Genomic DNA, 13,398 nt, shown 5'->3' with positions numbered 1-13,398 from the left:
ATAATTAAAAGATATACATCATCATATAAGCGGCCTATGCCGTGAATGATCAAACAGCACCTGACTGCCAAATTGTACGAGCTTTATGTCGATATAAAATAATGTATGCTTATCGGACGACGCTTATTACTTTTTTTGAGTTGAACATTTATACCGTTCTTGTTACATAAAATTTTTAGGAGTTGAAGTTATGAAAATCCGCATTCTTAAGCATGAACTAAACGAATCTATCCAGCATGTATCCAAAGCGATCTCCAGCCGGACCACCATACCTATTTTGACGGGCATCAAGCTAGAGGTAAATTTTCAAGGCATGACTTTAACTGCGAGCGACACGGATATATCGATCCAGGCTTTTATTCCTGCGGAAGATCATGACAAACAAATCGTGCAGGTAGAACGCTCCGGCAGTGTTGTACTGCCCGCTAAATTTTTCGTGGAAATTATTAAGAAGCTTCCTTCCCAAGAAATTGAGATGGAGGTTAAGGAAGGCTTCCAAACTTTAATCCGCTCCGGTTCAACGGATATTCAGATGGTTGGATTGGATCCGGAAGAATTCCCTGTTCTTCCTAGCATTGAAGAGGATCAAATTATTACGATTCCCGGTGACCTGCTCAAAAATATGATCAAGCAAACGGCATTTTCCATTTCCGTCAATGAGACTTCACCGATTCTAACCGGAGTATTATGGAATTTAAGCGACAACCAATTCAAATTCGTGGCGACGGACCGTCACCGTCTAGCCAGCCGTACAGCTTCATTGAACGATGCGGATGATATTCGTTTCAGCAACATCGTCATTTCAGGCAAAACATTGAATGAATTAAGCAAAATTGTTCCCGATCAAAATACAATGGTCGAAATCGTAGTTGCCGATAATCAGGTTTTATTTAAAATTGACCGAATATTGTTCTATTCTCGTATTTTAGACGGAACTTATCCCGATACATCCAAAATTATTCCCACAAATTACAAAACAGAACTCGTGCTGGATACAAAAAAATTGAGTGATTCCATTGACCGGGCCTATTTGCTGTCTCGTGAAGAGAAGACAAATATCGTGCGCCTGCAAACGCTGGACGATGGAACGATTGAAATTTCCTCCAGCTCATCGGAGCTTGGGAAGGTGACAGAACAACTCGAGGTTGCTCGTTTTGAGGGAGAACCGCTGCGAATTTCTTTTAACTCGAAGTATATGCTGGACGTACTCAAAGTGGTGGAGAGCCAGCAGCTGCATATCGGCTTTACAGGCGCGATGAGCCCGATCATTATTAAGCCTTTGGATGAGAGCCAAAGCCTGTACCTCATTCTCCCTTACCGCACAACGAATTAATCGCCGGGGCAGAACAGGCCTTCAAGCGGTGATGACGAGGAAAGAAAGGAAGAAACGAAAAATGAAGACAATCGCGATATCGACCGAGTACATTAAGCTGGATCAATTTTTGAAGCTGGCGGATTGCGTATCAACAGGGGGCATGGCCAAAGCGCTTTTGCAGGATAATGCCGTAAAGGTTAACGGTGCGCCCGAAGAACGGCGCGGCCGTAAGCTGTACTCTGGGGATACGGTTGAAGTAGAGGGATGCGGTGTTTTTCAAGTTGCTAAGCCATAAGGTCCCTGAACTGCTCTTGGATGATGGCTTCATCCGGGAACAGCGGGAAATAAGGGGGCTCATATCCGCATGTATGTAAATCATTTGCGTGTGGAGCATTACCGGAATTACGAGAGCCTCGATTTGGGGGAATTCGGTCATGTTAATCTGCTGATCGGTCGTAACGCCCAAGGGAAAACGAATCTGCTCGAATCGCTTCTTGTCCTTGCTTTAACCAAATCCCACCGCACAACGAAGGACAAAGAGCTGATCGCCTTCGGCAGTGACCATGCCGTTGTATCGGCACAAGTGGAGAAGAAATATGGGGCCGTCAATCTGGAGCTCCGCTTATCGCCGCAAGGCAAGAGAGCGAAAATAAACGGTTTGGAGCAGCGGAAGCTCAGCGATTTCATCGGTACACTGAACGTCGTTATGTTTGCCCCAGAAGATTTGGAAATCGTCAAAGGCACGCCGGGTATTCGCCGGCGCTTTCTCGATATGGAGATCGGCCAGGTTCAGCCAAGCTATTTGTTCCATCTTCAGCAATACCAGAAGGTGCTTATGCAAAGAAACAACCTGCTGAAGCAGGCGTGGGGAGCCGGGCCAGAAATGGGCGTAATGCTGGAAATATGGAATGAGCAGCTTGCCGAGCATGGTGTTAAAATTATCAAAAAGAGGAAACAATTTATAAGAAAGCTGCAAAAATGGGCGGAACAGATCCATCAAGGCATTACCGGAGGCCTAGAAAAGCTGGAATTAACCTATTTACCCTCCTTTGGGGAAGCGGATGAAGAAGATGAAGCTGTCCTAATGCAGCAATTTATGATAAAGTTATCACAAATGAAAGATCAGGAGATCCGTCGTGGCATGACGCTTTCCGGGCCGCACCGCGATGATTTGGCTTTCTATATCAATGGCAATGAAGCCCAGGTGTACGGCTCCCAGGGACAGCAAAGGACGACGGCTTTATCGTTGAAGCTGGCTGAAATCGAGCTCATTCATGAGGAGATTGGCGAATACCCGATCCTTCTGCTGGATGATGTGCTGTCTGAACTGGATCCTTATCGGCAGACGCAGTTGATCGAGACTTTTCAGAGTAAAGTGCAGACGTTCATTACAGCGACGGGCATTGAAAGCATTAATGCGAGCCGGCTGCAGGACGCCAGCATTTTTCATGTCCAGGAAGGAAAAATCAATTCATAATTGAGCGGAGGAATGAGATGTATATTCATTTAGGCGGCGAGAGGGTCATTTTCTCTTCGGAGCTGGTTGCGATCTTCGATATTTCGATTGAGAAATCATCGAAAATTTCCAAGCAGTTCGTCAGTCATGCAATGAAGGAGAAAAAAGTGCTGCGCATCGGAGAGGAAGAAGCCAAATCTATCGTAGTTACAAAAAGCACGGTGTTTTACTCCCCCATCTCTTCCGCAACGCTAAAGAAGAAAGCGAACATTTCCTTTGCAGTCTAGCTGCCCCATATGGCGGGGATTTGAATCTATAGAAGTAGGTGAATGAAGGCATGTCGATGAACGAACAATCGTATGACGAGAGTCAGATACAGGTGCTCGAAGGCCTGGAGGCCGTCCGTAAGCGGCCAGGTATGTATATTGGCTCGACTAGTTCCCGGGGTTTGCATCATTTGGTATGGGAAGTCGTGGACAACAGTATTGACGAAGCGCTTGCCGGTTATGCCGATACGATCGATGTGACGGTGCACCAGGATAACAGTGTTACTGTAACCGATAACGGCCGGGGAATTCCGGTCGGGGAGCATCCTAAACTGAAACGCTCGACACTCGAAGTAGTTATGACCGTTCTGCATGCAGGCGGCAAGTTTGGGGGCGGCGGTTATAAAGTATCCGGCGGATTGCACGGTGTAGGCGTATCTGTCGTCAATGCCCTTTCGGAGAAAGTTATCGTCAAAATCCGCCGGGATGGGCATGTATACATGCAAGAGTACCAACGCGGAGTGCCTCAATATGATATCCGCATCGTTGGGGAAGCGGGGGAGAAGACAGGTACCCAAACTACGTTTCACCCCGATCCGGAAGTTTTTACAGAAACAACGGTCTATGACTATAATATTTTGCTTTCCCGGATTCGTGAGCTGGCCTTTTTGAATAAGGGGATTAATTTGTCTCTGACGGATGAGCGGACAGGTCAATCGGAAAGGTTCCACTATGAAGGCGGGATTATCGAGTATGTCAAATTTTTGAATCAGAATAGAGAACCGCTGCATGAAGAGCCGATTTATGTCGAAGGACAACGGGATATGATTGTGGTGGAAGTATCGCTGCAATACAACGATAGCTATACGGAAAATATTCATTCTTTTGCCAACAACATTAATACGCATGAAGGCGGAACGCACGAATCCGGATTTAAGAGTGCCCTTACCCGGATCATTAACGATTATGCCCGCAAGAATCATATGATTAAAGACAATGATTCCAACTTGACCGGGGATGACGTGCGGGAAGGCTTAACGGCGATCATTTCCGTTAAAATTCCAGAGCCGCAATTCGAAGGGCAAACGAAGACAAAGCTAGGAAACAGTGAAGTACGCGGTATTGTGGAATCGTTGTTCTCCGAGAAGCTGCAGGAATTTATGGAGGAGAATCCAGCGGTATCGCGGCGGATTTTGGAGAAGGCGCTGCAAGCTTCGCGGGCGCGCGAAGCTGCCCGTAAAGCGCGCGAGCTGACGCGGCGCAAGAGTGCGCTGGAGGTAAGCGCCTTGCCGGGCAAGCTGGCGGATTGCTCCTCCAAGGATGCTTCGATCAGCGAGCTGTACATCGTCGAAGGGGACTCTGCTGGCGGATCTGCCAAGCAAGGGCGGGATCGTCATTTCCAGGCGATACTGCCGCTGCGCGGTAAAATTTTGAACGTGGAGAAAGCGCGACTGGATCGTATTCTGGGCAATGCCGAAATTCGGGCGATCATTACGGCGCTCGGTACCGGAATCGGCGAAGAATTTGATATTTCCAAGGCGCGGTATCATAAAGTTATCATTATGACCGATGCCGACGTCGATGGCGCGCATATCCGCACTTTACTGCTGACGTTCTTCTTCCGCTATATGCGGAAGCTGATTGAGGTCGGTTATATTTATATCGCCCAGCCGCCGCTCTTCAAAATCGAGCGCAACAAAGTCGTCCGGTATGCTGGCTCAGAACGGGAGCGCGATGAGATTATTGCTGAGTTTGGCGAGAATGCTAAATTTAACGTACAGCGCTATAAGGGGCTTGGCGAGATGAATGCCGAGCAGCTATGGGAGACGACGATGGATCCCGAGAGCCGTACGATGCAGCAGGTGTCCATCTCCGATGCGATCCAGGCAGATGCGATCTTCGATACACTGATGGGGGACAACGTGGAGCCGCGCCGCGATTTTATTCATGAGCATGCTAAATATGTTACAAATCTTGACATTTAGGAAATAGATTAAACAAATGGCAGCGAAATAGTTTGTCATCCATGTTAAAGGACCTCGTTATTTGACGAGGTCTTTTTTGTACGCTTGTATACTGGGGGTCCTATTTAGCGGATTTCAGCCGTCCATAAGCGACCGCATAGCGGCGCACCTTTTTATAAACGCCTTTGTCCTCCAGCCATTTGAAGGGAAAGAGAGCCGGTTTCGTGTTTACTTCCAATATCCAAATCCGAAACTGTTCGTCAATCGCCAGATCAAGGCCTATTTCCTTGAGTTTGGGATATTTGCGCGATAGCTGTGATGCTGCTTGTACGCCGAGACTCTTCATTTCCTTGTAAAGATTCGCGAACTGTGGAGGAGCCAAATGGGGGCCTAACAATTCTTCTATCGGCAAAGCTGTCCCCCCGCTGTGATGGTTGGTAACGATTTTGTGCGGGGCGGCTACGCGGCCGATGAATCCTGTAGTTTCCCAAGTGTTATGAGGCGTTTTTTGAACTAGGGCGCGAAGATCGAATTTTCGATGCTTATAGGTTAACAGATCAATCCCTTTTTGGATTAAATATGACTTTGATCCGATTTTATCTTTGATGGACCTATGCAGATGTTCTATGCTTTGATGACCTTCGCTATGGGTACCATATTTGAGATTGTATTGCGGCGCTTTGTTATTGTCGATCTCATCTTTCTCTATTTCAGCACACATCACCCCTATGCCGTAAGTTCCGCAGTCTGGTTTAATGTATACCATCTGGTATGCGCCTAACATATCTTTAAGCTGAGCGAGAGAGTATCTGCGGGTGTCTGGAATATACGGCACAAGATGCTCTCCTTGTTTCAAAACTTTTGTTTTTTCCCATTTGCTTGCAATACGTTGAATGGCCAAGTAATATTCCTTCCTTTCCTGAGCACTTGTCGTACATTTTCTTCAGGGATGAAAACATAGGACAGAAGAGATAAAAAATGATATAATTATGAGATGTGGGAATCTTGTTAGTTCATTGACGTGTAAAAGAAAATGCCTATATCCGTAGTATATGAGCAGAAGTTTGAATGGGAGTGGACACATCACCATTTTTTTAAAGGTGCTTGGTTCGGGAAGATAACCGGGAAATCAAATACGTTTAATTGTGCTTAAAATGTGAAAGTAATATAATAAGTACTAGTGGCTTACCGGTTTATTCTAGGTATTTCCCGAGCATAGGCATTTGGATAGAATTTGAAGGAGGTCCAGCATGGCGGAAGAAAAATTTTCGCAAATCGTAGATCGGGACATTAATGTGGAAATGCGCGAATCCTTTATGGATTACGCGATGAGCATTATTGTCAGCCGTGCTCTGCCAGATGTTAGGGATGGTTTGAAGCCGGTGCATCGCCGTATCCTGTATGCGATGTCCGAGCTTGGCATGTATCCCGATAAGCCGTATAAGAAATCGGCGAGAATCGTCGGTGAAGTAATCGGTAAATATCACCCGCATGGTGATTCGGCGGTATACGAGACGATGGTTCGGATGGCACAGGATTTCTCAATGCGCTATATGCTTGTAGAAGGCCACGGAAACTTTGGTTCCATTGACGGTGATTTTGCCGCAGCAATGCGTTATACGGAAGCGCGCCTGTCCAAAATAGCTATGGAGATGCTGCGCGATATTAATAAAGATACAATCGACTTCATGCCGAACTACGACGGGGAGGAGCACGAGCCGGTTGTGCTTCCGGCACGTTATCCGAACTTGCTCGTTAACGGCGTATCCGGAATCGCAGTAGGGATGGCTACGAATATTCCCCCGCATAACTTAGGCGAAGTCATCGATGGGGTTCAAGCGATGATCAAGAACCCGGATATCGATTCGATCGAGCTGATGGATTATATTCAAGGTCCGGATTTCCCGACCGCAGGGTATATTATGGGCCGCTCCGGCATTCGCCAAGCCTATACAACGGGCCGCGGCTCGGTTACAATGCGAGCGAGAACGACGATTGAAGAGAATAACAATAAAGCACGCATTATCGTGGACGAGCTTCCTTACCAGGTCAATAAAGCCCGGCTGGTAGAGAAGATCGCTGAGCTCGTGAGAGAGAAGAAGATCGACGGCATTACCGATTTGCGGGACGAATCCGACCGTAACGGGATGCGCGTAGTTATCGAGCTGCGCCGCGACGTCAATCCGAATGTCGTGCTGAACAATTTATATAAGCATACGTCATTGCAAAGTACTTTCGGCATCAACATGCTTGCGATCGTGAACAACGAGCCGAGAATTTTGACGCTTAAGGAAGTACTTCAACATTATTTGCAACATCAGGTGGAAGTTATTCGCCGCCGGACAGAATTCGAGCTTCGAAAAGCGGAAGCACGCGCTCATATTTTAGAAGGATTACGAATTGCTCTGGATCATTTGGATGAGGTAATTGCCCTCATTCGCGGATCGCGGACAACCGAAATTGCCCGTACAGGGTTGATGGAACGGTTCGGTCTGAGTCAGGAGCAAGCGCAAGCGATCCTCGACATGCGTCTGCAGCGTCTGACAGGTTTGGAGCGCGAGAAGATCGAGGAAGAGTACAATGAGCTTCTTCAGAAAATCGCCGAATATCGCGAGATTCTAGCGAACGAAGCTCTCGTTCTGCAAATCATCAGCGACGAGCTGCAGGAAATTCGCGATCGCTTTGCCGATGCACGCCGGACGGAAATCACGATCGGCGCGGAGAGCATTCTTGACGAAGACTTGATCCCGCAGGAGGAAGTAGTCATTACGATTACGCACACCGGATATATTAAGCGTCTGCCGGTTACGACCTATCGCAGTCAAAAGCGCGGTGGACGGGGCGTCGTCGGAATGGATACAAAGGATAATGATTTCGTCGAGCATTTGTTCGTAACGAATACTCACCATTATCTGATGTTCTTTACGGACCGAGGCAAGGCGTATCGCCTGAAGGCCTATGAAATACCTGAACTCGGCCGGACCGCGCGGGGAACACCGATTATTAACCTGATTCAAATCGAACAAGGGGAAACGGTAAATGCGGTAATTCCCGTGGAGAAATTTGATGAGGATAAATATCTGTTCTTTGCGACACGTCAAGGTATCGTGAAGAAGACGCCGCTCGAGGACTACATCAACATTCGCAAGGGCGGACTGATTGCTGTCAATTTGCGTGAAGACGATACCCTTATTGATGTAAGACTCACGGATGGGGAGCAAGAGCTCATCATGGGTACGGCTCAAGGAATGTCCATCCGCTTCCCGGAAAGCGATGTTCGTTCTATGGGCAGAGCAGCTACCGGGGTTAAGGGGATCACGCTTGATGGAGAAGATAAGCTGATCGGCATGGATGTCATCGTTCCTGATCAGGATATTCTGATCGTCACGACGAAGGGTTACGGTAAACGGACCCCTGTCTCCGAATACCGGATTCAAAGCCGGGGCGGCAAAGGGATCAAGACGATCAATGTCACGGAGAAGAACGGTCAAGTCGTCGGCCTCAAAGTAGTTAAAGATGAAGAGGATCTGATGATTATTACCAGCAGCGGAACGCTCATCCGTACGAGCATGGAAGGCATCTCGACCATGGGCCGTAACACGCAGGGCGTGAAGCTGATTAACATTCGTGAAGATGATGCCGTAGCTACGGTTTGCCGTTCGGACAAGAGCGAAGAGACGGAGAACGAGGACGATGAAAACGGCGATTACCTGGAAGGTTCAGTAAATGGGGAGTCGACGGATTCAAGCCAGCAGGCAGAAGCGAATGAAGTGGATTCCGATACAGACTCGGATCATTCCGAGGAATAAATAGCAGAAACGCCCGAAGAACGGCTGGCATTTGCCAGAAATCTGTCTTCGGGCGTTTTTTTTGATGGAATCAGAAAGTACAAGGGACACAGTTAAAACTTTTTGATATCACAAGAAGCTACCGCTGATCACGGCGCCTACTCTGCTGAACAGAACTGTTTGCTGATTGAAGTCTGTCTGCTGATCGCATACTATTTTCTTGGGGTGGATTACCGCTTCAGGCTTTTTCCGTTCGTTGCGATAACTTCCTTATACCAGTGGAACGATTTTTTACGGTAACGCTCCAACGTACCCGAGCCATCATCATGACGATCTACATAAATAAAGCCGTAACGCTTCTTCAACTGTGCTGTCGAAGCACTGACCAGATCAATGCAGCCCCAGGACGTATAGCCCATTACATCCACGCCATCGGCAATAGCTTCCGCTACCTGAACCAGGTGATCATTCAAATAATTAATGCGATAGTCATCTTCCACCGTTTTCTCTCCCGCTTCGTTTACGATTAGTTCATCGACCGCGCCCAGACCGTTTTCAACAATAAATAGCGGTTTTTGATAACGGTCATAATAGTCGTTCAACACAACGCGCAGACCTTGCGGATCAATTTGCCATCCCCATTCGCTGGCTTGCAGATAAGGGTTAGGGATACCGCCAAGCAAATTCCCTTCGCCGGCAGCCTTTTTCTCTGGATCAGCGGTCTGGCAAATGCTCATATAATAGCTGAAGGAGATAAAATCAACCGTGTGCCGTAAAATTTCCTCGTCGCCAGGCTCGAACTTGATCTCTATACCGTTTTCTCTGAAGTAACGTTTCATGTATCCCGGATAAACGCCCCGGGCGTGCACATCTCCAAAGAAATAGTTCCGGTGTTCGAACTCCATGACCTTAATGATATCATCGGGGTTCGGCGTCAGTGGATAGGTGGGCATGCTCAATATCATGCAGCCAATTTTGGCCTGCGGATCGATCTCATGACAGAGCTTGACCGCAGCAGCACTGGCTACTAATTCGTGGTGGACAGCTTGATAAAGATCCTGTTTACTCAGTTTTTCCTTTGGCGTGTAAATGCCCCCGCTCATAAATGGGGCTTCCAGAATAGAGTTGATCTCATTAAAGGTCAGCCAGTATTTCACTTTTCCTTTGTAACGGCGGAATACGGTGGAAACATAACGTTTGTAGAAATCCACCAGCTTCCGGTTGACCCAGCCGTCATATTGTTTGGCAAGATGCAGCGGGGTTTCATAGTGGGACAAAGTCACTAGCGGTTCAATGCCGTATTTCAAACATTCGTCGAACAAATCGTCGTAAAATTGCAGCCCCTTTTCGTTCGGCTCCGTCTCGTCCCCTTGTGGAAAAATGCGTGACCAGGCGATAGAGGTCCGGAACACTTTAAAGCCCATTTCCGCGAACAGTTTGATATCTTCCTTGTAACGGTGGTAAAAATCGATGCCAACCAGCTTCATATTGTCAGGTGTCGGAGCTTCCGTGATTGGCCCGGCTATTCCATTCGGCATAATGTCCTGCGTGGATAAACCTTTGCCATCTTTATTATAAGCACCCTCCAGTTGATTGGCCGCGACAGCTCCTCCCCACAGAAAATCTTCCGGGAAATTAATTTCTAATCCGTTGTTCTTGTTCATTTACTGCACCCCATTCGAATTTTTGGATTTATGCTACACTAGATAAGACTTGATTTCATCGTAATTGTTGGAACGGGTTACATGTCAACTTAACTTTTGAGAAAGGGATATTTACATGTCAAAGTTCAAACAGATCATGTTATTATCCGGTTACTCCAGGGCAACAGTGTCAAGAGTCATCAACAATTCACCTAACGTGAACAAAGAAACGCGAGACAAAATTTTAACAATTATGAAGCAGCTCGACTATGCCCCTAACCGGAACGCCGTAGCGCTGTCGAAGGGCCGGACGAATCAAATCGGCATCGTCATTGTGGCGCTTCATGAAATTACGGTTTCCTTTTTGGATCATTTTATAAAAACTGCTGTAGGTTATGGGTTTCAAACTCTTATTTACACTTCTCAAGGGGATAAAACGAAAGAGATGCAGGCCTTTGAAGATTTGCGAAGCAAACGGGTAGATGGCTTATTGATTATTACCTGTGTCAATGATCCGGGAAAGCTGTCTGCTTATTGCAAATATGGGCCTATTATAGCGTGGCAGCGTATGCGGAGAGGCCAAATTTCTTCCATCGCGATGGATCAAGGTGAAGGGTACAAGCTGGGGCTTGCCCGCTTGCTGGAGAAAGGGTATACCCAAATTGCCAATATATTTGGCAGACCGGACAGTTTGAATACGAGAAGCCGCAGGCTGGCATATGAATCCATGATGAAGCAGCACGGCTTGCCGATCAGAGCAGAATGGTATCGTTATGGGGTTTACGGAATGCTTGACGGAGAAAAAGCTTGGCGTTCGCTCTCCGCCATGAAGGAGGCTCCCACAGCCGTTCTTTGCTCTAACGACTATGCAGCCGCAGGCATGCTGAACGAGGCTCGCCGCCAACACCTGGCTATCCCTGGCCAACTGGCGATAGTCGGCTTTGACGATACAGAGTTATCGGCCTCACTAGCCATAACGACCGTTCATAATCCTATCAAAGAGCAGGCGCAGAATGCCTTTTATCATATATGGAACATCATCGGTGACGAATGCTTAGAACTTCCGCAATTAAGTTACCGCCTTGTTGAGCGCCAAACGACTTGAATATACGAGAATTGAAGTTATCTGCTACAATACACGATTAAGCAAAATTCTTTTTTTAGAGCGTTTTTACAAAAAGGAGATTGTTGGGTATTTACGGTCATACTATAATGACAATAGTACTAAGTCTAATTCATATTAAGAATTCATATTAAGAGCAGAAGAAATACGCTATAAAAGCGAATTTTGAGGAGAGAATGCAAATGACCAGCATCCCTGTAGCAGAACTTAAACCTGGATTTAAAATTGTAAACCACGTCTATAGTCCTTTAGGCGGTCTTTTATTGCAAAAAGGGAAGGTACTGCTGCCGAGGGATTTGGATATTTTAAGCGCTTTTCTAATTCAGGAGGTAGAGATCGAGAAATCACCTGCTTCTGCGAAAAATTCGCAGGCAGCTTCTCCAGCTCCAGAAACGGGAAACCAATCGCAAGCCGCTTCAACAAAATCCGATGCAGCTCATCCGGAAGCAGAGCTTTCTTTATCGGTAAGTGCACTTCATCAGGAATATGACCGTATGCTTCATTTGACGAAAAGCGCCTTTCAGTCTGTATTAGCAGCCGATTTGCCGATCTATGAGCTGCGTCGTCAGTTGGAGGCTTTGACCGGTCAAATGAAACATTACAAAGTATTGACGTTTACGCCACGAAATATGAACGAATATGACTATCTGTACCATAATGCCATCCTCTCCTCGATGACTTCTTATTTGCTTGCCCAGTGGTATGGCCTGCCGCAGAAGGATTGGATGCAGGTCGCTTTTGCCGGATTGCTGCATGACATTGGGAATACGAAAGTGGATCCGCGGATTTTTTACAATCCCGATACGCTGTCAGAGAGCGAAGCTGAAGAAATGCGCATGCATACGACCTATGGATATAAACAGCTTCGGAAAACGTCCGCCATTAATGAGGGAGTTCGTCTGACTGCCCTGCAGCATCATGAGAAAATGGATGGTTCGGGTTATCCTTTCCACTTGACGGGAGATAAGATTCATATATATGCGAGGATCGTAGCGGTAGCAGATATATTTCATGCCATGACCTTGAACCGCAGATATCGCAAGGCGCAATCGCCGTATTTAGTATTGGAGCAGATAAAATCCGAAGCATTCGGCAAGTTGGATCCGAGTATCGTACAAACCTTTGTCGAGAAGGTAACGCAGTTCCATAACGGAATGAAAGTACGCCTCAACAATGATATGACAGGGGAAATTGTATTCTCCGATCGTAATCATCCTACCCGGCCCATGGTATCGGTAAATGGCGAAATTATTAATTTAATGCAGGATACTAGTTTGTATATTGAGGAAGTTCTTTCCTAGGCTTGCTTTTTAAATAGAAAATAGGATATAGTATTCCTTGCTGTACGATAACTGAAAGAGTTGAACTTGAAACTTTAAAAATATTTTTAAAAAAACTCTTGCAATTATTCGCAGCAGATGTTATATTATAAGAGTTGCCGCTGAAACAACGGCACATGCAAGAAACGAAGTTGATCTTTGAAAACTGAACAACGAGTGAGCGGGTTTCACGCAAGTGAAATCTAAATAATAGAGTCAGATATAAATCTGATCTCGTCAGATTCAAAATGAGCTATCAGCTTATTCGATAATCGGATGGAGCGCCTCTTGCTTTCGGGCAAGAGCACTTATCCGAACTTTATTGGAGAGTTTGATCCTGGCTCAGGACGAACGCTGGCGGCGTGCCTAATACATGCAAGTCGAGCGAGGTTATTTTGGAAGCTTGCTTCCGAAATCACCTAGCGGCGGACGGGTGAGTAATACGTAGGCAACCTGCCCCTATGCTCGGGATAACTAGCGGAAACGTTAGCTAATACCGGATAATTTGCTTTCTCGCATGAGGG

10 protein-coding genes and 1 rRNA gene are annotated in these 13,398 nt (G+C 46.7%); 9 read left to right on the top strand and 2 right to left on the bottom strand.

Going from position 1 to position 13,398, the window contains the following annotated elements:
- The first annotated feature begins 190 nt into the window (after positions 1-190).
- The 5 genes from dnaN to gyrB all read left to right on the top strand — a co-directional run bounded on the left by dnaN (position 191) and on the right by gyrB (position 5,022).
- Positions 191-1,333: a DNA polymerase III subunit beta gene (dnaN, locus tag G358_RS0121800; protein WP_019639385.1), complete on the top strand. Its 1,143-nt coding sequence runs from the start codon at positions 191-193 to the stop codon at positions 1,331-1,333.
- A 61-nt stretch (positions 1,334-1,394) separates the two neighbouring features.
- The gene (gene yaaA, locus G358_RS0121795; protein WP_019639384.1) at positions 1,395-1,610 is read left to right on the top strand and encodes a S4 domain-containing protein YaaA; all 216 of its coding nucleotides are present in this window, start codon (positions 1,395-1,397) and stop codon (positions 1,608-1,610) included.
- 69 nt (positions 1,611-1,679) lie between these two features.
- Entirely contained in the window at positions 1,680-2,792 is a 1,113-nt protein-coding gene (gene recF / locus G358_RS0121790) for a DNA replication/repair protein RecF (RefSeq protein ID WP_019639383.1), read from the top strand.
- 17 nt (positions 2,793-2,809) lie between these two features.
- The gene (remB, locus tag G358_RS0121785; protein ID WP_019639382.1) at positions 2,810-3,058 is read left to right on the top strand and encodes an extracellular matrix regulator RemB; all 249 of its coding nucleotides are present in this window, start codon (positions 2,810-2,812) and stop codon (positions 3,056-3,058) included.
- 50 nt (positions 3,059-3,108) lie between these two features.
- A complete protein-coding gene (gene gyrB / locus G358_RS0121780; protein ID WP_019639381.1) occupies positions 3,109-5,022 on the top strand; it encodes a DNA topoisomerase (ATP-hydrolyzing) subunit B in 1,914 nt (637 codons plus the stop codon).
- 100 nt (positions 5,023-5,122) lie between these two features.
- Here the strand turns inward: gyrB and G358_RS0121775 are convergent, their stop codons facing one another.
- Positions 5,123-5,902, bottom strand: a complete 780-nt coding sequence (locus G358_RS0121775) for a YheC/YheD family protein (protein ID WP_019639380.1) — start codon at positions 5,900-5,902, stop codon at positions 5,123-5,125.
- A gap of 349 nt (positions 5,903-6,251) precedes the next feature.
- Between G358_RS0121775 and gyrA the strand changes: the two genes are divergently transcribed.
- Positions 6,252-8,810, top strand: a complete 2,559-nt coding sequence (gene gyrA / locus G358_RS0121770) for a DNA gyrase subunit A (RefSeq protein WP_019639379.1) — start codon at positions 6,252-6,254, stop codon at positions 8,808-8,810.
- Between the two features lie 209 nt (positions 8,811-9,019).
- Here the strand turns inward: gyrA and G358_RS0121765 are convergent, their stop codons facing one another.
- A complete protein-coding gene (locus tag G358_RS0121765; RefSeq protein ID WP_019639378.1) occupies positions 9,020-10,453 on the bottom strand; it encodes a glycoside hydrolase family 1 protein in 1,434 nt (477 codons plus the stop codon).
- A 115-nt stretch (positions 10,454-10,568) separates the two neighbouring features.
- Here G358_RS0121765 and G358_RS0121760 point away from each other — a divergent pair, with 115 nt between their 5' ends.
- The 3 genes from G358_RS0121760 to G358_RS0121750 form a co-directional block, all read left to right on the top strand.
- Entirely contained in the window at positions 10,569-11,537 is a 969-nt protein-coding gene (locus tag G358_RS0121760) for a LacI family DNA-binding transcriptional regulator (RefSeq protein WP_019639377.1), read from the top strand.
- A gap of 200 nt (positions 11,538-11,737) precedes the next feature.
- Positions 11,738-12,856: an HD-GYP domain-containing protein gene (locus G358_RS0121755; RefSeq protein WP_019639376.1), complete on the top strand. Its 1,119-nt coding sequence runs from the start codon at positions 11,738-11,740 to the stop codon at positions 12,854-12,856.
- 337 nt (positions 12,857-13,193) lie between these two features.
- A 16S ribosomal RNA gene (locus G358_RS0121750) occupies positions 13,194-13,398 on the top strand; the annotation flags it as partial.

It is taken from the genome of Paenibacillus fonticola DSM 21315 (genome assembly GCF_000381905.1).
GTDB lineage: Bacteria > Bacillota > Bacilli > Paenibacillales > Paenibacillaceae > Fontibacillus > Fontibacillus fonticola.
This window is presented reverse-complemented; position numbering and strand designations above follow the sequence as displayed.